Origin of the sequence: Acidovorax sp. JHL-9, from assembly GCF_000426205.1 — a bacterium.
GTDB lineage: Bacteria > Pseudomonadota > Gammaproteobacteria > Burkholderiales > Burkholderiaceae_C > Acidovorax > Acidovorax soli.
The window spans coordinates 211,316-231,517 of the sequence record NZ_AUEX01000005.1 but is presented as its reverse complement, the minus strand read 5'-3'; the positions used below and the strand labels follow the sequence as shown (position 1 = coordinate 231,517).

Annotated in this window: 17 protein-coding genes and 1 pseudogene; 12 read left to right on the top strand and 6 right to left on the bottom strand. The window is 64.6% G+C overall.

Translation table 11 applies throughout. The features are described from left to right. Window positions 1-257, top strand: a 257-nt coding sequence (locus K225_RS0106335; RefSeq protein ID WP_026435634.1) for a transposase, incomplete at its 5' end; no start/stop codon positions are given. A gap of 44 nt (window positions 258-301) precedes the next feature. On the opposite strand, the gene K225_RS22130 is transcribed toward K225_RS0106335, so the two are convergent. The 4 genes from K225_RS22130 to dnaA form a co-directional block, all read right to left on the bottom strand. Further along, the gene (locus K225_RS22130) at window positions 302-676 is read right to left on the bottom strand and encodes a hypothetical protein (RefSeq protein WP_155885235.1); all 375 of its coding nucleotides are present in this window, start codon (window positions 674-676) and stop codon (window positions 302-304) included. Window positions 677-760: 84 nt separating this feature from the next. Beyond that, window positions 761-3,385, bottom strand: a complete 2,625-nt coding sequence (gyrB, locus tag K225_RS0106325; RefSeq protein WP_026435633.1) for a DNA topoisomerase (ATP-hydrolyzing) subunit B — start codon at window positions 3,383-3,385, stop codon at window positions 761-763. A 126-nt stretch (window positions 3,386-3,511) separates the two neighbouring features. Beyond that, window positions 3,512-4,630 (bottom strand): DNA polymerase III subunit beta, encoded by a 1,119-nt coding sequence (dnaN, locus tag K225_RS0106320; RefSeq protein WP_026435632.1) that lies wholly within the window; start codon window positions 4,628-4,630, stop codon window positions 3,512-3,514. Window positions 4,631-4,846: 216 nt separating this feature from the next. After that, the gene (gene dnaA, locus K225_RS20430; protein WP_051248733.1) at window positions 4,847-6,271 is read right to left on the bottom strand and encodes a chromosomal replication initiator protein DnaA; all 1,425 of its coding nucleotides are present in this window, start codon (window positions 6,269-6,271) and stop codon (window positions 4,847-4,849) included. Window positions 6,272-6,624: 353 nt separating this feature from the next. Here dnaA and rpmH point away from each other — a divergent pair, with 353 nt between their 5' ends. From rpmH to K225_RS0106285, 7 genes are all read left to right on the top strand, one after another. After that, window positions 6,625-6,759 (top strand): 50S ribosomal protein L34, encoded by a 135-nt coding sequence (gene rpmH / locus K225_RS0106310; protein ID WP_005798102.1) that lies wholly within the window; start codon window positions 6,625-6,627, stop codon window positions 6,757-6,759. A gap of 63 nt (window positions 6,760-6,822) precedes the next feature. Beyond that, window positions 6,823-7,299: a ribonuclease P protein component gene (locus K225_RS0106305; protein WP_026435631.1), complete on the top strand. Its 477-nt coding sequence runs from the start codon at window positions 6,823-6,825 to the stop codon at window positions 7,297-7,299. Further along, window positions 7,296-7,598 carry a membrane protein insertion efficiency factor YidD gene (gene yidD, locus K225_RS21590; RefSeq protein WP_081679608.1) on the top strand — a complete coding sequence of 101 codons (303 nt, stop codon included), beginning with the start codon at window positions 7,296-7,298 and terminating at the stop codon, window positions 7,596-7,598. The genes K225_RS0106305 and yidD overlap by 4 nt, the downstream gene beginning before the upstream one ends. After that, window positions 7,595-9,298 (top strand): membrane protein insertase YidC, encoded by a 1,704-nt coding sequence (yidC, locus tag K225_RS0106300; protein ID WP_026435630.1) that lies wholly within the window; start codon window positions 7,595-7,597, stop codon window positions 9,296-9,298. The genes yidD and yidC overlap by 4 nt, the downstream gene beginning before the upstream one ends. A gap of 82 nt (window positions 9,299-9,380) precedes the next feature. Then, window positions 9,381-10,802, top strand: a complete 1,422-nt coding sequence (gene mnmE / locus K225_RS0106295; RefSeq protein ID WP_026435629.1) for a tRNA uridine-5-carboxymethylaminomethyl(34) synthesis GTPase MnmE — start codon at window positions 9,381-9,383, stop codon at window positions 10,800-10,802. 80 nt (window positions 10,803-10,882) lie between these two features. Continuing rightward, window positions 10,883-11,374, top strand: a complete 492-nt coding sequence (locus tag K225_RS0106290) for a Crp/Fnr family transcriptional regulator (RefSeq protein WP_026435628.1) — start codon at window positions 10,883-10,885, stop codon at window positions 11,372-11,374. Between the two features lie 106 nt (window positions 11,375-11,480). Continuing rightward, window positions 11,481-12,293 carry a hypothetical protein gene (locus K225_RS0106285; RefSeq protein WP_026435627.1) on the top strand — a complete coding sequence of 271 codons (813 nt, stop codon included), beginning with the start codon at window positions 11,481-11,483 and terminating at the stop codon, window positions 12,291-12,293. Window positions 12,294-12,386: 93 nt separating this feature from the next. Here K225_RS0106285 and K225_RS22785 read toward each other — a convergent pair. Next, window positions 12,387-12,512 (bottom strand): annotated as a pseudogene (locus K225_RS22785) (adenine phosphoribosyltransferase); the annotation flags it as partial. A 129-nt stretch (window positions 12,513-12,641) separates the two neighbouring features. Here K225_RS22785 and K225_RS22750 point away from each other — a divergent pair. After that, window positions 12,642-15,698 (top strand): EAL domain-containing protein, encoded by a 3,057-nt coding sequence (locus K225_RS22750; RefSeq protein ID WP_026435626.1) that lies wholly within the window; start codon window positions 12,642-12,644, stop codon window positions 15,696-15,698. 207 nt (window positions 15,699-15,905) lie between these two features. On the opposite strand, the gene K225_RS0106275 is transcribed toward K225_RS22750, so the two are convergent. Next, a complete protein-coding gene (locus K225_RS0106275) occupies window positions 15,906-17,891 on the bottom strand; it encodes a monovalent cation:proton antiporter family protein (RefSeq protein ID WP_026435625.1) in 1,986 nt (661 codons plus the stop codon). A 48-nt stretch (window positions 17,892-17,939) separates the two neighbouring features. On the opposite strand from K225_RS0106275, the gene K225_RS0106270 reads away from it, so the two are divergent. The 3 genes from K225_RS0106270 (at window position 17,940) to lptC (ending at window position 20,197) form a co-directional block, all read left to right on the top strand. Continuing rightward, entirely contained in the window at window positions 17,940-18,935 is a 996-nt protein-coding gene (locus K225_RS0106270; protein WP_026435624.1) for an SIS domain-containing protein, read from the top strand. Between the two features lie 108 nt (window positions 18,936-19,043). After that, entirely contained in the window at window positions 19,044-19,607 is a 564-nt protein-coding gene (locus tag K225_RS0106265) for an HAD family hydrolase (protein ID WP_026435623.1), read from the top strand. Further along, window positions 19,604-20,197: an LPS export ABC transporter periplasmic protein LptC gene (gene lptC, locus K225_RS0106260; protein WP_026435622.1), complete on the top strand. Its 594-nt coding sequence runs from the start codon at window positions 19,604-19,606 to the stop codon at window positions 20,195-20,197. The genes K225_RS0106265 and lptC overlap by 4 nt, the downstream gene beginning before the upstream one ends. The last annotated feature ends 5 nt before the right edge of the window (window positions 20,198-20,202 follow it).

Below are 20,202 nucleotides of genomic sequence, written 5' to 3'. Positions count from 1 at the left end.
TTCCGTTCTTCGCCTTCCCGCCAGAGGTGCGGCGCGTGATCTATACGACCAATGCGATTGAGAGCGTGAATGCGCGGCTGCGAAAGATCATCAAGACGCGCGGGCACTTCCCCAGCGATGACGCGGCCACCAAGCTGATCTGGCTGGCACTGCGCAACATCACCGAGGACTGGGGACGGGCGGCCAACCACTGGAAATCAGCGATGAACCAATTCGCGATCCTCTACGAAGATCGGTTCACGAAATCGAGCACGTAAGATAGTCAACCAGCTTCACGAAATCGGTGAAGGTTCAATGAGCCTCACACACAGAAATTCGGACAGGCCCGAAAGTTCTTCAGATCCAGTGCGTAGTCCCACACCTGATCCAGGGCCGCGCGCGTGAAGGTTGATTCACCCACCTTGAATTCGATGACAAACACGGCGTGTTTGATGATCACGAGTACGTCGATGCGTCGGCCCATTCGCGGAACGACGAACTCGAAAAACAAATGTCCTTGACTGGCCCAAGGCATCAATTGCTCTCTCAGCACTTTGATTTGCTTCACCCAGGCGTCTCGCTGGCCTAGTTCTATGGCAAATCCTGAGTTGCGTGCGACCTCTCCAAGCACGGAGTCGGGTGAGGTGCTCAAGAAGGAGCTAAGGCTTGAGGAGTAGTAAGCGCGGTCGATGCTCATGTTAATTTTCGGCATAAGCCCGATTCACAAAATAAAAGCCCCATGCCAATTAATTGGCATGGGGCTTTTACATAAGCGAAAAAATCAAACGTCAATATTCCCCGCCCGCAGCGCATTCGTCTCAATGAAATCCCGCCGCGGCTCCACCTCATCCCCCATCAGCATGGTGAACACCCGATCGGCCTCGATCGCGTCGTCGATCTGCACGCGCAGCAGGCGGCGCACGTTGGGGTCCATGGTGGTTTCCCACAGCTGCTCGGGGTTCATTTCGCCCAGGCCCTTGTAGCGCTGGCGGCTGGTGGTGCGCTCGGCTTCGCTGATCAGCCACTTCATGGCCTGGCGGAAGTCGCCCACTTTTTCTTCCTTCTGCTTGTCGCCTTCGCCGCGCATCACCTTGGCGCCTTCGCCCAGCAGGCCGCGGAAGGTTTCGGCGGCCTCGGCCAGGGCGGCGTAGTCGGCGCCCTGCACGAAGTCTTGCGTGATGACGCTGCTCTTGATGTTGCCGTGGTGGCGTCGGCTGATGCGCAGCAGGGGCTTGTCGGTGCGGGCGTCGAATTCGCCGGCTACTTCGGCGGGGGCACCGGTGGTGTTGAGTTCGCGCAGCTTGGCTTGCAGGGCCACGGCGCTGGCCTCGGCTTCGGCGACGGTGTCGAGCTGGAGGCTCACGCCGTCGGCAATGGCGCGCAGGGCTTCTGCGTCCATGAAATTGCCCAGGCGGGCGATCACGCTCTCGGCGATCTGGTGCTTGCGGGCCAGTTCGGCCAGGGTCTCGCCGGTCAGTGTTTGCGGGTTGGCGCCGCCGGTGGTCACGCTGGCGTGGTTCAGCGCAATGCGCAGCAGGAAACCGTCGAGTGCGGGTGCGTCCTTCAGGTACAGCTCTTCCTTGCCGGCCTTCACCTTGTACAGCGGCGGCTGCGCGATGTAGATGTGGCCGCGCTCGACGAGCTCGGGCATCTGGCGGTAGAAGAAGGTCAGCAGCAGGGTGCGGATGTGCGCGCCGTCCACGTCGGCGTCGGTCATGATGATGATGCGGTGGTAGCGCAGCTTGGCCACGTCGAAATCGTCGTTGCCGGTGCTGCCGCCGGCCTTGCCGATGCCGGTGCCCAGGGCCGTGATGAGCGTGAGGATTTCGTTGCTGGTGAGCAGCTTTTCGTAGCGGGCTTTTTCCACGTTCAGGATCTTGCCGCGCAGCGGCAGGATGGCCTGGAACTTGCGGTCGCGGCCCTGCTTGGCGGAGCCGCCGGCGGAGTCGCCCTCGACGATGTAGATCTCGCACATCGCCGGGTCTTTTTCCTGGCAGTCGGCCAGCTTGCCGGGCAGGCCCATGCCGTCGAGCACGCCCTTGCGGCGCGTCATTTCACGGGCCTTGCGGGCGGCTTCGCGGGCGCGGGCGGCTTCGACGATCTTGCCGCAGATGATCTTGGCGTCGTTGGGTTTCTCTTGCAGGTAGTCGGTGAGCAACTTGCCCACGATGTCTTCCACGGGGGCGCGCACTTCGCTCGACACCAGCTTGTCCTTGGTCTGGCTGCTGAACTTGGGCTCGGGCACCTTCACGCTCAGCACGCAGCACAGGCCTTCGCGCATGTCGTCACCGGTGACTTCGACCTTGGCCTTTTTGGCCAGCTCGTTTTCTTCGATGTATTTGTTAATGACACGGGTCATCGCGGCGCGCAGGCCGGTCAGGTGGGTGCCGCCGTCACGCTGCGGGATGTTGTTGGTGAAGCACAGCACCTGCTCGGTGTAGGCGCTGTTCCACTGCATGGCCACTTCCACGCCGATGTGCGTGCCGGGGATGCCGCCATAGGTCTCGGCGGGGCGCTCGCCCGCCGCGTAGAACGAGGTGGGGTGCAGCACGGTCTTGCCTTTGTTGATGAATTCGACAAAGCCGCGCACACCACCGGCGCCCGAGAAGTCGTCTTCCTTGCCGCTGCGTTCGTCCTTGAGGCGAATGCGCACGCCGTTGTTCAGGAAACTCAGCTCTCGCAGGCGCTTGGCCAGGATCTCGTAGTGGAACTCGCTGTTTTCCTTGAAGATCTCGGTGTCGGGCAGAAAGTGCACTTCGGTGCCGCGTTTTTCGGTGTCGCCGATGACTTTCATGGGCGACACGTCGACGCCGTCCACCTGTGCGGTGATGCGGTTTTGTACAAAGCCCTGGCTGAAGTCCAGCACATGTACCTTGCCTTCGCGGCGCACGGTCAGGCGCAGTTTCTTGCTGAGCGCGTTCACGCAGCTTACGCCCACGCCGTGCAGGCCGCCCGAGACCTTGTAGCTGTTCTGGTTGAACTTGCCGCCGGCGTGCAGTTCGGTGAGCGCGATCTCGGCCGCCGAGCGCTTGGGCTCGTGCTTGTCGTCCATCTTCACGCCGGTGGGGATGCCGCGGCCGTTGTCGGTGACGCTGATGGAGTTGTCGGTGTGGATGGTGACCACGATGTCGTCGCAGTGGCCGGCCAATGCCTCGTCGATGGAGTTGTCCACCACCTCGAACACCAGGTGGTGCAGGCCGGTGCCGTCACTCGTGTCGCCGATGTACATGCCGGGGCGTTTGCGCACGGCCTCCAGGCCTTCGAGGATGGTGATGGCGCCTTCACCGTAGCTCTCGCTGGCACCGGCCTGGTTCGTGTCGATCTTTGGCACGACGGGCATTGCGGGCTCACCATTGCCGGTGGAGCCGTTCTCGGTGGGCTCGGGTTGCGTGTTGTCAGCGGTCATGGTGGGCCTTGGGATCCGTGGAAACCGGTGGTTTCCAATGTGTTCAATGATGAAAATTGCCTCTAGCGCTTATTTGGTAGCGCTATTGGCTATCAAAACAGTAGTGTTCTGCAGCGGGGGATGGCGTCAGATGCGCATGGGCATGACGACGTACTTGAAGTTGCTGTTGTCGGGGATGGTCAGCAGCGCCGAGCTGTTGCCGTCCGACAGCTCCACCTTCACCATGTCCTGCCCCATGTTGGCCAGGGCATCGATGAGGTAGGTGACGTTGAAGCCGATTTCGATGGTGTCGCCACCGTAGTCGATGTCGAGCTCGTCCACGGCCTCTTCCTGCTCGGCGTTGTTGCTGGCCACGCGCAGCGTGCCGGGCTCCAGGTTCAGGCGCACGCCCTTGAACTTGTCGCTGGTCATGATGGCCGTGCGCTGCAGGCTGGCCAGCAGCGGCGCGCGGCCCAGGGTGACGCTGTTGGTGTGGTTGCGCGGAATCACGCGGTTGTAATCGGGGAACTTGCCTTCGACCAGCTTGGTGACGAACTCCATGCCGCCGAAGGTGAACTTCGCCTGGTTGTTGGCGAATTGCATCTCGATATGGGGCTGGTTGTCGCCGCCCGCGTCCGACAGCAGGCGCTGCAGTTCGATCACCGTCTTGCGCGGCAGGATCACTTCCTGCTTGGGCACTTCCACATCCAGTGTGGCGCTGGCGAAGGCCAGGCGGTGGCCATCGGTGGCCACCAGGCTCAGCTGCTTGCCCTCGGCCACGAACAAAATGCCGTTCAGGTAGTAGCGGATGTCCTGCACCGCCATGGCGAACGACACCTGGGAGAGCAGGTCCTTCAGCACTTTCTGCGGCACGCTGAACGCGGGGCCGAAGGCGGCCGATTCCTGCACCAGCGGAAAGTCTTCGGCGGGCAGGGTCTGCAGCGTGAAGCGGCTCTTGCCACCCTTGAGGATGAGCTTGGACTGGGCCGATTCCAGGCTCACTGTCTGGTCGCCGGGCATGGTGCGCAGGATGTCGATGAGCTTGCGCGCACCCACCGTGGTGGTGAAGTCGCCGGTGTCGCCACCGAGCTCGGCCGTGGTGCGGATCTGGATTTCGAGGTCGCTGGTCGTCAGCTGCAGGGCGTTGCCCGTCTTGCGGATCAGTACATTGGCCAGGATGGGCAGGGTGTGGCGGCGCTCGACGATGCCGGAGACCGATTGCAGAACCGCGAGAACCTTGTCTTGTGTTGCCTTCAGGACGATCATGTCAACCTCTTGTGGTTTTTGGGACGGTGTGTGGACAGCAGCACCGGTGGTGCCTCCCCCCTGCCGCACAAACCGCCATTTTGCCCTCTTGCAAGGGCATTGCTGCTACAGACGCATTTTCCGGTTATCCGGTGCGATGGAGACCCTCCCGGCCTCTGGGACCGGCATTGCCCAGGCGAGGGACGCCGCCGAGGGCAACTCAGGGTGTGCTCCATGTCAACCCTTGAGTGTTTGCTCCAGCACATGCAGCTGCTGGTTCAGTTCGGTGAGTTGCTGGCGCTCGCCCGAAATCTTGCGCACGGCATGCAGTACCGTGGTGTGGTCGCGACCGCCGAACAGCTCTCCGATCTCGGGCAGGCTCTTTTGCGTCAGCTCCTTGGCCAGGTACATGGCAATCTGGCGCGGCCGGGCAATGCTGGCCGGGCGCTTCTTGCTGTACATGTCGGCGACCTTGATCTTGTAATAGTCGGCCACCGTTTTCTGGATGTTTTCCACAGAAATCTGCCGGTTCTGGATGGACAGCAGGTCGCGCAGCGCCTCGCGCGCCAGCTGGATGGAGATTTCCTTCTGGTTGAAGCGTGAATAGGCCAGGATCTTGCGCAAGGCGCCTTCGAGCTCGCGCACGTTGGAGCGCACGTTCTTGGCCACGAAAAAGGCCACTTCCTCGGGCATCTCGGTGCTTTCGGCGCGCGCCTTGTTGATCAGGATGGCCACGCGCATTTCGAGCTCGGGCGGCTCGATCGCGACCGTCAGGCCCGAATCGAAGCGCGACACCAGGCGCTCGTGGATGTTGGCCAGGCCTTTCGGATAGGTGTCCGACGTCATCACGATGTGTGATTTTTTGGCCAGCAGCGCCTCGAATGCGTTGAAGAATTCTTCCTGCGTGCGGTCCTTGTTGGCAAAAAACTGCACATCGTCGATCAGCAGCAGATCCAGCGAGTGGTAGCGCTCCTTGAATTCATCGAAGGTGCGCCGTTGGTAGGCCTTAACCACATCCGACACAAACTGCTCGGCGTGGATGTAGAGAACTTTGGCGTCGGGCCGGTCGGCCAGCAGGCGGTTGCCCACCGCATGCATCAGGTGGGTCTTGCCCAGGCCCACGCCGCCATAGATGAAGAGCGGGTTGTACAGATGCCCGGGCATGCCCGCCACATGCATGGCGGCCGAGCGCGCCATGCGGTTGGCCGTGCCTTCCACCAGGGTCTCGAAAGTCAGGGCGGCATTGAGCCGGTTGCGGAATGCACCGGCCGGCGTTTCGTCGTTGTTGCCAGAGGATGGTTCAGACAGCGCTGTGGTGCTGGATTGTTCAGGGGCTGCTGGTCGTACATAAGTACGGGCAATGGCTTCGCGCTGAGCGAGCGCTAACTCCAGTGTCACGGATTGACCGTAGAGGCCTTCGAGCAGCGCGGCAATGCGGCCTGCATACTGCGCCCGAATCCAGTCCAGCTTGAAACGGTTGCCCACCAGCACGGTGACCTTGGAGAAGTCTTCGGCCACCTGGGCGGTCAGGGGCTTGATCCAGGTGTTGAACTGTTGCTCTGGCAGGTCTTGGGCGAGCTGTTCAACGCAGGCCTGCCAGAGGCCCTGGCCGGCATCGGCGCCGGGCTGGCCTGTGGGGCTGCGATGGGATTCCTCGGTCATTTCAGGGGGCATTCTTGTTGTGGATAGAGGAACGGTTCGAGGCGGCGGATTGTAGCTTGTCAAGGAGTTATCCACAATTTGAGAGGCCACTTCGGGCCAGGTGCCGGCGTGCTCCCGGAACGGGTTTTGCGCGCCTCGCCAAAGGCCCACAACACAATGGGCATTGCCAGCCAGCGCCAAGCCTGCGATAATTTCGGGTTTCCCTGAATGCGTTCAGGGTGATTTGACCCGGCGCGCCGTTATTTCTGCCCCGCGAGTCTTTGGTTGTGTGCGATCCCCGCTAGGGGCGCTGCGGCCGCAGATGGCGGGGTTCAAGAGCAGCAGTCCGGAACTGAGCCTCAAGGAATAGCAAAATGAAACGTACTTACCAGCCTTCCAAGACGCGCCGCGCGCGCACCCATGGTTTCCTCGTCCGCATGAAGACCCGCGGTGGCCGCGCCGTGATCAACGCACGCCGCGCCAAGGGCCGCAAGCGCCTGGCCGTCTAAGGCCGTTACGGTCTTGGACCTGCTCCCCGGTTTGCGCCGTCAGGTTCCAAACGGGGTGCTTGCATGCAACGGCTGAAAACCCGTCCGCAGTTCCAGGCGGCCATGGCGGGAGGCACTGTCTCCCGCACGGCGCACTTTGCGCTGCACCGTCTGGTGCTGGACGCTGAGAAGGCTGTCGTGACAGGCATTGCTCCCACAGGGCCCGACTCCTTGCCATCCGTGCAAGGGTCGCAGGCCCTGTTTGGCGTGTCTGATGTCTGGCTGGGTGCCATGGTGCCCAAGCGCTGGGCGCGCCGTGCCGTGACGCGCAACACCATCAAGCGGCAGATCCATGCCGTGGCGGCCTTGTTCGAGGCCCGTTTGCCGCAGGCGGCCCATGTCGTGCGCCTGCGGGCCACGTTTGATCGCAAGCAGTTTCTCAGTGCCACGTCCGACCCGCTCAAGCAGGCCGTGCGGGCCGAGTTGCTGCAGCTGTTTGGGCACGCCACACGGCGCCCTGCCGTGGCACAGGTGCCAGCACCAGCGCAGGTGGCGCCATGATGCGTGCGTTGCTGATTGGCGTGGTCAAGGGCTATCGGCTGTTTCTCAGCCCCTGGCTGGGTTCGGCCTGCCGGTTTGAGCCGACCTGTTCGGCCTATTCGCTGCAGGCGCTGGAGCGGTACGGTGCCGCGGCCGGCAGTTACCTTACAGTGCGCAGGCTGGTACGCTGCCACCCCTGGTGTGACGGGGGCCACGATCCGGTTCCTCCGGGGTCGCAAGATTTGCCGCGCAGCATGCGGCTTTTTTCGCGGCTTTCTCCTTCCAACACCCAACCATCCTCACCAAAGAAGTCTTCATGAACGACATTCGCCGCACCATTCTGTGGGTGATTCTTGGCTTTTCCATGGTTCTGCTGTGGGACAAGTGGCAACTGCACAACGGCAACAAAGCCACTTTCTTTCCCGCCACGCCGGCCGTGACTGCGCCCGCTGCCACGGGTGCGGCGTCCGGTGCCACCGGTGCTGCCAGTGTTCCGGTGGCCAGCGTGTCCTCTGCGGCTGCGCAGCAGGGCGTCTCCGCGGTACCCGGCCAGCCTGCCCCCGCAGCGCCCGCCGTGCGCGAACGCGTCGAAGTCACCACCGACGTCTATCGCCTCACCTTCGACAGCGAAGGCGGCTCTCTCACCCATGCCGAACTGCTCAAGCATGTGGACATGGCCGACAAGACCCGCAACTTCGTGCTGTTCGACGAAAGCGCTGCGCGGGTGTACGTGGCCCAGACGGGCCTGATCGGCGGCGCCTACCCCACCCACAAGACGGTGATGAAGGCCGTGCCGGGCCCCCGCGCGCTGCGGGATGGCGACAACGAACTGAGCGTGCGCTTTGAATCGCCCGACCTGGGCGGCCTGAAGCTGGTCAAGACCTGGACGCTGAAGCGCGGCTCGTATGACATGGCCGTGGCCCACGAGGTGGTGAACACCGGCAGCACGCCGGTTTCGCCCCAGCTGTATCTGCAACTGGTGCGCGATGGCAACCCTCCGCCCGGAGAGTCGTCGTTCTATTCCACCTTCACCGGCCCGGCGGTCTATACCGACGCCAAGAAATACCAGAAGGTTGAGTTCAAGAAGATTGAAGAAGGCAAGGCCGAGATCGAAAAGACCGCCACCAACGGCTATGTGGCCATGGTGCAGCACTACTTTGCCAGCGCTTGGCTGCTGGGCGACGGCATCACGCGCGAACTCTTCATGCGCAAGGTGGACGCCAACCTGTATTCGGTCGGCATGATCACGCCCGTGGGCGAAATCGCTCCGGGCGCCAGCAAGACCGTGCAGGCGCAGTTGTTTGCCGGCCCGCAGGTCGAGACGAGCCTGGAAAAACTCGCCCCTGGCCTCGAACTGGTCAAGGATTACGGCTGGCTCACCATCCTGGCCAAGCCGCTGTACTGGCTGCTGGACCAGCTGCACAAAATTTTGGGCAACTGGGGCTGGTCCATCGTGGGTCTGGTGCTGCTGCTCAAGATCGCGTTCTACTGGCTCAACGCCAAGGCCTACGCCAGCATGGCCAAGATGAAGGCCATCAACCCCAAGATCACGGAGATGCGTGAGCGCCTCAAGGACAAGCCCCAGCAGATGCAGCAGGAGATGATGCGCATCTACCGCGAGGAAAAGGTCAACCCGATGGGCGGCTGCTTCCCCATCATGATCCAGATCCCGGTGTTCATTGCGCTGTACTGGGTGCTGCTGTCCAGCGTCGAGATGCGCAACGCGCCCTGGATCGGCTGGATCCGCGACCTGTCCACGCCCGACCCCTACTTCATCCTGCCGCTGCTGATGACGGCCAGTTCGCTGCTGCAGACCGCGCTGAACCCCGCGCCGCCCGATCCGATGCAGGCCAAGATGATGTGGTTCATGCCGCTGATCTTCAGCGTGATGTTCTTCTTCTTCCCGGCCGGCCTGGTGCTGTACTGGCTGACCAACAACATCCTGTCGATTGCGCAGCAGTGGATCATCAACACCCGCATGGGCGTGCCACCGCAATTTAATTTGCCGAAGTTCAAGTGACCTGGCGTCGCTGAGCCCCCGGGTTCCCCAAGGCCGCGCAAGCGGCCTTTTTCATTTCCATCCACCCTGTACAGTCGCCACCATGCTTGCCCGCCACCATGACCCCATCGTTGCCATCGCCACTGCCCCGGGGCGCGGGGCCGTCGGCATCGTGCGTGTCTCGGGGCGCGGGCTGGACATGCTGGTGCAGGCCCTGTGCGGCCGAGCGCTGAAACCCCGCGAGGCCACCTACCTGCCCTTTCGCGATGCGCAGGGCCAGGCCATCGACCAGGGGCTGGCGCTGTTTTTTCCCGGCCCGCACAGCTACACCGGCGAGGACGTGCTGGAGCTGCAGGCCCATGGCGGCCCCGTGGTGCTGCAGCTGCTGCTGGCGCGCTGCCTGGAAGCCGGTGCCGCCCTGGAGGCTGCCACGGGCCGGCCTTGCCTGCCCGGCCTGCGGGTGGCGCAGCCCGGCGAGTTCACCGAGCGCGCGTTCCTCAACGACAAGATCGACCTGGCCCAGGCCGAGGCGATTGCCGACCTGATCGATGCCAGCACGGAGGCGGCGGCCCGCAGCGCCAGCCGCTCGCTGACCGGTGCGTTCTCGACAGAGATTCACGCGCTGCGCGACGCGTTGATCCATCTGCGCATGCTGGTCGAGGCCACGCTGGATTTTCCGGAGGAAGAAATCGACTTTCTGCGCAAGTCAGATGCACGTGGGCAGCTATTCCAACTGGAGCAAACGCTGGCGCAGGTGATGCAGCGTGCCCGCCAGGGTGCGCTGCTGCGCGAAGGCATCAAGGTGGTGATTGCCGGCCAGCCCAATGCCGGCAAGAGCTCGCTGCTCAATGCACTGGCGGGCGCCGAACTGGCCATCGTGACGCCGATTGCCGGCACCACGCGCGACAAGGTGCAGCAGACCATCCAGATCGAAGGCGTGCCGCTGCATGTGATCGACACCGCCGGCCTGCGCGACAGCGATGACGAGGTGGAGCGCATCGGCATCGCCCGTGCCTGGGACGCCATTGCAGCTGCCGATGCGGTGCTGTTCCTGCACGATCTGGCGCGCTGGGAGGCGAGCGAATACAGAGCTGCCGACGCAGCCATAGAAAGCGCACTGGGCCAGAAACTGCTTTCATCCGTGCCTGTCATCGATGTATGGAACAAGGTCGATTGCGTGCCCAGTGTGCGGCAGCCCCAATCCGCCGGGCGCGCTGCCGTGCACCTGTCGGCCCGCACGGGCGAGGGGCTGGATGCCTTGCGCCGCATCCTGCTGGAGGTGGCGGGCTGGCAGTCGGCGCCGGAGGGCGTGTACATCGCCCGCGCACGGCATGTGCAGGCGCTGGGCAGCGTGCAGGCGCATCTGGAGCAAGCTGCGGCGCAGCTGGATGCGCGTGGCCCCGCGCTGGATCTTCTGGCGGAGGAGCTGCGGCTGGCCCAGAACGCGCTGAGCACCATCACGGGTGAGTTCACCTCTGACGACTTGCTTGGTGTCATCTTCTCCAGCTTTTGTATCGGCAAGTAACAACATCGGCTGGCATTTGTTGTAAACATACGTAAAGAGTGCTTGTGCCTGCTCTGTTACAAGGTTAGTTTCGGCAGACCATGAATGCCATTACGCCCATTTCATCCAAGATTGATCTCACTGGTCTGCTCAATGCCATTGCCCAGGCCACCGCAGAAGACAGCATGACCAATCCCCTGTCGCCTGCGCAGTGGGAAATCCTCTCGGCCTACCTGCAGCCCTATGCCTTGCCGGCAGGGCATGTGCTGTTTTCCCAGGGCGCGTCCGACAGAACCCTTTACCTGGTCGAAAGTGGCAGCCTGAGCGTGCATTACCAGGACGAGAAAGAACGCCTGCGGCTGGCGATCGTGGGGCCGGGTTCGGTGGTGGGAGAAGGCGCCTTCTTCTCGATGCGCCCGCGCAGCGCCACCGTTCAGGGGGGTGTCCCGACCAAGCTCTGGAGCCTGACAGCGTTGCGCTTCACCGAACTGTCCAACCGCCAGCCAGCCATTGCCCTGGGCCTGGCCATGGCCGCTGGCGCCGTGCTGGCCAAACGGCTGGGTAACCGCCGCCGCCGCGTCGCGGCCACCTGACGCCGGGGGCTTTGGGCGCCCGTCACCGCAATGTGCGGGGGCTTGCGGGAGTGTGCCGGGTAAACTCAATGAGGTCGTTTACCGGTGCTATCCCAGAAAGCAAACCATGTCCCTGTTCAGTTGGTTTAGCCGCAAATCCCAACCCTCCAAGCCCCGTTCGGCCTTGGAGCCTTCGGGTTTGCTCCATGCGGATGCGACTCCCATGGCTGCGGGGCGCAACCCGGCCCTTGAATCCCGGCCAGCGAACCGCAAGAGCGAGCGCATGGAACGGCGGGAGCTGCTCTATACCGTGGTGCGCGATGCCATGGTCCGCGCCGGTGTGCTGTCGGCCAGTTACAAGTTCAAGGTGCTGTCGCTGGACCAGCGGGGCCGGCAGTTTCTCGTCATGATGGACCTGGCCCGCGAGTTTGGGGGAGAGACCGTGCGGCTCAGCGAGATCGAGGCGCTGGTGGCCCAGACGGCCAAGGCGCGCTACGACATTCAGGTGACGGCGGTCTACTGGCGTATCAACGACCATGTGGCGGCGGGTATTCCGCAAAAAGCCATTGCGCCGCAGGGGGCTTCGCTGTCCGCAGGGGCCTCCGCGGCCCCAATGGCGCCAGCCATGCCGGTACGGGCGCCTGCCGCGCGCCCGGTTGCCCATACAGCGCCGCCAGTGCCGCCGGCCCGTCCCGCTGCTGCCCCTGCGCAGCGGTTTGATCCGATCGAGGCCGATGAAGTGGCTGCGTTCAAGCGGGCGCTGTCGGATGCCGCCAGTGTCCGGGCCACGCCTGCTGCGGCCACCAAACCGGGCGTTCCGGTGCGGTCAGGCCCCCTGCTGGCACCGTCACGGCCGACCGGTTTTGAAGACACCGTGATGCAGGCTGCAGACGGGCCCTTTCCCGATCTCAGCAGCACCCAGTACGGCGATCTGAACTGAACACGGGCGCCGGCCATCATGGCGCCACCGGTGGCAATCAGGTCGTCGATCAGCAGCACGCGATCCCCTGCGAGCTCGTCAACAGGCTCTAAAGACGTGACAGACCTTGGGATCTTGCCACAGGGGTGTGATGTCACGAAATTGCACGCCTGGCGCGGGCCAGTCAGGCACGGTGCGGATGTGTTGGCGAAGGTATGCGTTGACGCTGAGGGGCTGCATGGAGGGGCAGATGGGGCAGGGACCAGAGAGAAAGGCCGATTTTCCGGAACCCCATAATGGGTAACTCTTGTTTCTCCTTGTACCGCATCGGCTTTGCGGCTGCATGCGTTGCGCACCCCGGATCGGTCCATGTCCATCTCTGTTCTCTTGATCGATGGTGACTCTGTCTATGCACAGTCAGTGGTCCATGCGCTGGTGGATTCCCGGCTGGACTGGACCGTCGAAGTGGCGTCCACCCTTGCGCAAGCCCGCTGGATATTGGCCCGCCGCCAGACCGATGTCGTGCTGACGGCGCGCAGCATGGCCGACGGCACGGCCTTCGATGTGCTGGAATGGCTTGGCGAGGTACCGGCCCTGGTCATCGTGCACCCAGGAGAAGAGATTGAGGCGGCACGGGCCATGCGGCACGGGTTCAGCGATTTTCTGCTGCAGACACCGCAACGCGATCATCTCTTGGCGCTGCCTGCACAGATCGAGGCGGTGCTGGAGCGCAGCACGGGCGTGCGGGCTCGCCAGACTGCCGAGGCCATGCTGGCGCGCCAGCACCGCTTGCTGCAGGCCATCTCGAAAGTCCAGGCCCTCTTCATTGCCGGCACAGCCCCTCACGCTGCGTTCGACGCGGTGCTGCAGGAGTTGATGGCATTGACCGACAGCATGTTCGGACTGGTGGGGCAGGTGCAGCATTCACCCGAGGGGCAGCCGTTCCTGCGGGTGCATGCGATGACCGATCTCAGCTGGGACACCGTTTCGCGGGCCCACTATGCCCAGCATGTCCAAGACGGGATGGTTTTCGACAATCTGGACCCGCTGATGGGTGCGGCGCTGCGCACGGGCGAGCCCGACATCAGCAACAGCCCCGGCGCCGATCCGCGCAGCGCCGGGGTGCCGCGGGGCTATCCGGTGGTCGCAACCTATCTGGGCTTGCCCATCCATGCCGCCGGGGCGCTGGTCGCCATGGTCGGGCTGGCCAATCGCCCGGGGGGCTACTCCAGGGCGGATGTACAGTTTCTGCAGCCGCTGCTCAACACGGTAGGCCAGCTGGAACTGGCCCGCCGGGCTGCGCTGGCGCGCAGCGAAGTCGAATCCCAGCTGGCCCGCACCAGTGCGCTGCTGGCCGAAAAGACCCGGGCGCTCGAAAGCACGCTGGCCAGCGTTTCACAGGGCATCACGAATGTGGATGCGACGGGACGCATCCGTGTCTACAACCAGCGCTATCTGGAGCTGCTCGATTTGCCGCAAGCGCTGCTGGAAACGCAGCCGCTGGTGGAAGAAGTGGTGCGATTCCAGGCCGAACGGGGGGATTTCGGCCCCGATTTCGGACTGGTCGAAGCGCCCGCACGGGCCTATGTGGCATCTGGGCACACCGGCGGGCGTATCGACGGGCCCGATGTGCCCGCGACCTATATCCGCAAAACCCGCGCCGGGCGCTTCCTGGAAGTACGCACCCGGCGCCTGGAGGCGGGGGGCCGCGTGCGCACGTTTACGGATGTGAGCGACTACCTGGGCACGCTGCAGGCGTTGCGCGAGAGCGAGGCGCGCTGGCGCAGCCTCACCCACCTTTCCTCGGACTGGTATTGGGAGCAGGATGCCGACTTCCGGTTTGTCCGGTTTGACGGCAGGGCCGAGCGCGATCGGGGTATCCCGGATGAAATGCACTATGGGCTGACCCGCTGGGAACTGCCCGAGACTGCCGTGGCTCCGGGGCAGTGGCGCAAGCACCGCAAACAGCTGCAAGCCCACGAGGTCTTTCATGACTTCGAGATGCAGCGCACCACCGCCGATGGCACGCTGATCTGGGTGTCCATCAGTGGCGAACCCATTTTTGATACCGAAGGCCGGTTCACCGGCTATCGCGGTGTTGCGCGCAACATCACCGAACGCAAGCAGGCCGAGGCCGAGATTGAACGCCTGGCGTTCTATGACGAACTCACGGCCTTGCCCAATCGCAGGCTCTTGCTCGACCGGCTGGAGCACGCCACCCTGGGTGGTGCGAGCGACGGATGCCATGGCGCCTTGCTGTTTCTGGACCTGGACAACTTCAAGGCCATCAACGACACCCTGGGCCACGAATGGGGTGACCGCCTGCTGGTCCAGGTGGCCGCGCGCCTGCAGGCCTGTGTGCGGGCGGTGGATACCGTGGCACGCCTGGGAGGTGACGAGTTCGTGGTGATTCTTCAGCACCTGCACGGGGTGGAGCCCGAGGCGGCCATCGAAGCGGAAGCCATTGCGCAGAAGATCATCGCTGCGCTGAATGCGCCTTTCGAGGTGGACAACCGCGAGTTGCACAGCACGCCGAGCATCGGCATTGCGCTGTTCCGGGACGCGCAGCAGCCGGTGCACGAACTGTTGCAGCGGGCTGACCTGGCCATGTACCAGGCCAAGGCCCTGGGCCGCAACACGCTGTGCTTCTTCGATCCCGCCATGCAGGCGGCCGCCAGTGCGCGGGCTGCGCTGGAAAGGGATATCCGGCATGGCCTGCAACACAACGAATTCCTGCTGCACTACCAGCCCGTGGTGAACGCGGCGGGCGATGTGCTGGGAGCGGAAGCCGTGGTGCGCTGGATGCACCCGCAGCGCGGGATGGTGCCGCCGGACGATTTCATTCCACTGGCCGAGCAGACCGGGTTGATACTGCCGCTGGGGCGGCGGGTCATGCGCCTGGCCTGCGACCAGCTGGCGCTGTGGGCGGCCCAGCCCCGCACCGCCGGCTGGAGCGTGGCGGTGAACGTCAGTGCGCAGGAGTTTCGGCACCCCCAGTTTGTGCCACAGGTGCTGGATACCTTGCGCGAGTCCGGAGCGAGGCCTGACCGGCTGAAGCTGGAGCTGACCGAGAGCCTGATGCTGCACGACGTGGAAGACAGCATCCTGAAAATGCAGGCCCTGGGCAACCTGGGTGTGGGGTTTTCGCTGGATGATTTCGGTACGGGCTATTCATCGCTGGGCTATCTCAAGCGCCTGCCGATTGACCAGCTCAAGATCGACCAGAGTTTTGTGCGCGACGTGCTGACCGACCCCAACGATGCGGCCATCGCCTGCACCATCATCACGCTGGCCAGCAGCCTGGGGCTGGATGTGGTGGCCGAAGGGGTGGAAACCGAGGGGCAGCGTGCATTTCTGCTGCGCAACGGTTGCCAGCAGTTCCAGGGCTACCTGTTCGGGCGACCCGAGCCGGCAGAATTGCTCTAGATTGATATTAAAAATATAGCAATTAATGCTGGATGGATAAGCGCTTGCATCACATTTCGTTCAAATTCTGGTGCTGACCCCAGCAAGTGGCATGCCCCAAGCCAGGGATGCCGAGCAAGGGCCGCCCCGCAGCGAGGGCATCGTCCCCCTTCCCGGCGCGGCCGAGAGAAGGGGAAGGCGCACAGCGCCTCAGGGGGATGGCCCCAGCTACCCCCGCAGCAATTTGTCCTCGGCCAGCGCCAGCGCTGCCGGGTGCCCCGATAGCACCAGCGTGTCTCCCGCCGCCAGCAAGGCTTCGGCCACTGCGGCGCCCGGATGGCCGTCGCCCCGCCGCAGATTGACCACCCGCACCCCCATGGCGGGCAGTGCCAGTCCGCCCAGCGGCTTGCCGATGACCTTGGCCCCCGGCGGCAGGGTGACGGTGGCCAGGCGCTCCTGGTCGCGCTCGTTCACGGTGTCGTCATCCGCGCCATGGAAATAGCCACGCAGCAGGTGGTAGCGCGCGTCGCGCTGGTCCTGCACCAGCCGCAAGACCCTTCGCATGGGCACTCCCACCAGCGCCAGCGCATGGCTGGCCAGCATGAGCGAGCCCTCGATGGCTTCGGGCACCACCTCCGTGGCACCGGCGGCCTGCAGTTTGTCCAGGTGCAGGTCGTCCTGGGTGCGCACCACCACGGGCACCTGTGGCGCATGGGCGCGCGCGCTGGCCAGCACCTTGAGCGCCGACGGCACATCCAGGTAGGTCACCGCCACCGCGCTGGCGCGCACCAGGCCAGCAGCCATCAGCGCCTGCAGGCGGGTGGCATCCCCATAGACCACCGAATGGCCGGCGGCGGCGGCCTGGCGCACGCGGTCGGGGTCCAGGTCCAGCGCCATGTAGGGGATGCCTTCGCGGTCCAGCATCCGGGCCAGGTTCTGGCCGCAGCGGCCGAAGCCGCAAATGATCACATGCTTGCTGGTGTTGATGGACTTGCGGGCGATGGTGGTCATCTGCAGCGACTGCTGCAGCCAGTCGCTGGCCACCAGCCTCATCACGATGCGGTTGCTGTACAGGATGAGAAACGGCGTGGCCAGCATCGACAGCACCATGGCCGCCAGAATGGGGTTCATCAGCGCCGGCTGCACCAGGCCATTGCTCTGCGTGAGCGCCAGCAGCACAAAGCCGAACTCGCCCGCCTGCGCCAGGTACAGCCCCGTGCGCAAGGCCACCCCGGTGGTGGCGCCCATGCTGCGCGCCAGCAGCAGGATGAGCACCAGCTTGAGCAGCAGCGGCACCGTGACCAGCACCAGCACCAGCGCCCAGCGGTTCACCAGGATATGCCAGTCCAGCATCATGCCGATGGTGATGAAGAACAGGCCCAGCAGCACGTCGTGGAACGGGCGGATGTCGGTGCCCACCTGGTGCCGGTATTCGGTCTCCGAAACCAGCACCCCGGCAATGAAGGCGCCCAGCGCCAGGCTCAGGCCTGCCAGCTCGGTCAGCCAGGCCAGGCCCAGCGTGATCAGCAGCAGGTTCAGCATGAACAGCTCGTCGCTCTTGCGCCGCGCGACCAGCGTGAGCCACCAGCGCATCAGCCGCTGGCCGCCCGTGAGCAGCAGGCCCACCAGCACCACGGCCTTGAGCAGGGCCAGCCCCAGGGCCGTCAGCAGGTGGTCGGGCGACGAGCCCAGGGCCGGAATCAGCACCAGCAGGGGCACCACGGCCAGGTCCTGGAACAGCAGGATGCCCATCACGCGGCGGCCATGCTCGCTTTCGAGTTCGGAGCGCTCGGCCATCAGCTTGACGACGATAGCCGTGCTGCTCATGGCCAGCACACCCGACAGTGCCAGGGCCGACTGCCAGCGCATTTCCCACACACCGCCCACCAGGTGCGCCAGCGCCAGCGCCAGGGCGGTGACCACCAGCATGCTCAGCACCACCTGCAGCAGCCCCAGGCCAAACACCTGGCGGCGCATGGCGCGCAGCTTGGGCAGGCTGAACTCCAGCCCGATGGTAAACATCAGGAACACCACCCCGAACTCGCCGAGATGGCGCACGCCTTCCGAGTTCTGGGCCAGCGCCAGCGCATGGGGGCCGATCAGCACCCCGGCGGCCAGGTAGCCCAGCATGGGCGGCAGCTTGAGGCTGCGGCATACCACCACGCCCAACACTGCGGCCAGGAGGTACAGCAAGGTCAGCGCGAGTGAGGACATGGACCGATGCTATCCGAGCCCGTGCACCCCGGTCGATAGAATCCGCGCATGACTTCCGCCGTCCATTTCCCCCTTGATCCGGATCAGGTCCTGCGCCTGGCGCGGGAAACGTTTGACATCGAGGCCGCTGCCCTCACGGGACTGGCGGCGCGCCTGGACGGCAGTTTCGTGCAGGCCGTGCAGCGGGTGCTGCAGACCGCGGGGCGCGTGGTGGTCATGGGCATGGGCAAGAGCGGCCACATCGGGCGCAAGATCGCGGCCACGCTGGCGTCCACCGGCACGCCGGCATTCTTTGTGCACCCCGCCGAGGCCAGCCACGGCGATCTGGGCATGGTGACGGCAGAAGACCTGGTGCTGGCCATCTCCAACAGCGGCGAAAGCGGCGAGCTCACGGCGCTGCTGCCGGTGCTCAAGCGCCTGGGCGTGCCCCTGATCGCCATGACGGGCGGCCCGCACTCCACGCTGGCCCGCCACGCCGACCTCACGCTCGACTGCAGCGTGGAGCGCGAGGCCTGCCCGCTGAACCTGGCGCCCACGGCCAGCACCACCGCGCAGCTGGCCATGGGCGATGCCCTGGCCGTGGCCTTGCTCGATGCGCGCGGCTTTCGTCCGGAAGACTTTGCCCGTTCGCACCCCGGCGGCGCCCTGGGCCGCAAACTGCTGACGCATGTGAGCGATGTCATGCGCTCCGGCGACGCCGTTCCCCGGGTTTTGCCCGAGGCCTCGTTCAGTGCGTTGATGCGGGAGATGAGTGCCAAGGGGCTGGGCTGTGCCGCCGTGGTCGATGGCGCGGGGCAGGTGCTGGGGATCTTCACCGACGGTGACTTGCGCCGCCGCATCGAAGCCGGCGCCGACCTGCGCACGGCCACGGCCGCCCAGGTCATGCATGCCACACCCCGCCGCATTGCGCCCGGCGCCCTGGCCGTCAATGCCGCCGAAATGATGGAAACCCACGGCATCACCAGTGTGCTGGTGGTGGGCGCCAACGGCACGCTGGAAGGCGTGGTCCACATCCGCGATCTCATGCGCGCGAAAGTCATATGACCCCCCCTGAGTCGCTGCGCGCCTTCCCCCCTGAGAGGGACGCACCCGGTGCCCGGCAAAGCCGGTTCCACGGGTGCACTGGCCTAGGCTGCGCCTATCCCCTTTGCCATGCCCTTTGTTGAAATGACCCTGCCCGTACTGCAATTTCCCCCCGAGCTGCTCCTGCAGGCGCAGGGCGTGCGCGTGGCCTTTTTTGATGTGGACGGGGTGCTGACCGATGGCGGCCTGTACATCAGCGAAGCTGGCGAAACGCTCAAGCGCTTCAACACCCTGGACGGGCACGGTCTCAAATTGCTGCAAAAGGCCGGCATCACCCCGGCCGTGATCACCGGCCGCGATTCTGCCCCGCTGCGCCTGCGGCTGCAGGCGCTGGGTATCGAGCATGCCGTGTTCGGTACCGAAGACAAGCGGCCCGCCGCCGAGCAGATGCTGGCCCATCTGGGACTGGACTGGACGCAGGCGGCCGCCATGGGCGACGACTGGCCGGATCTGCCCGTCATGCGCCGCTGCGCTCTGGCCTGTGCACCTGCCAATGCCCATGTGGAGGTGCGCCATGTCGCCCAATACACGACCCAGGCGCGCGGCGGAGAGGGCGCTGCGCGCGAGTTCTGCGACCTGCTGCTGGTGGCCAGTGGCCGCTATGCAGCCTTGCTGGCGGGGTACACCCTATGAGTCCCGTGCTGCGCCAGGGCTGGGAGCGGTTCACGCTGTATCTCCCGATCATCCTCATGGGATTGCTGGCCATGGGCACCTGGTGGCTGGTACGCAATGCCCCCGCGCCCCTGCCTCCAGCGAGCGAGCCCAGCCGCCTGCACGAGCCCGACTATTTCATGAAGGGTTTTTCGGTCAAGAGCTTTGATGCCACAGGGCGCATGCAAAGCGAGGTGACGGGTGACGTGGGGCGGCATTATCCCGACACGGACACCCTGGAAATCGACAACGTGCGCATGCGATCGGTGACGCCGCAGGGCGTGCTCACCGTCGCCACGGCCCGTCGCGCCCTGAGCAATGGCGACGGCTCGGAGGTGCAGCTTTTGGGTAACGCGGTGGTCACGCGCGAGGTCCAGCCGCGCCTGGAGTTCCGTGGCGAATTCCTGCATGCATTTACCCAGGCCGAGCGTGTTCGTTCCGACCAGCCTGTCGTGCTCACGCGTGGCAACGACCGGTTCACGGCCGATGCCATGGAATATGACCACGTGGATCAGGTGCTCCAGTTGCGCGGGCGTGTGCGGGGTGTGCTGATGCCCGCTGCGACGCGATAGCTTGC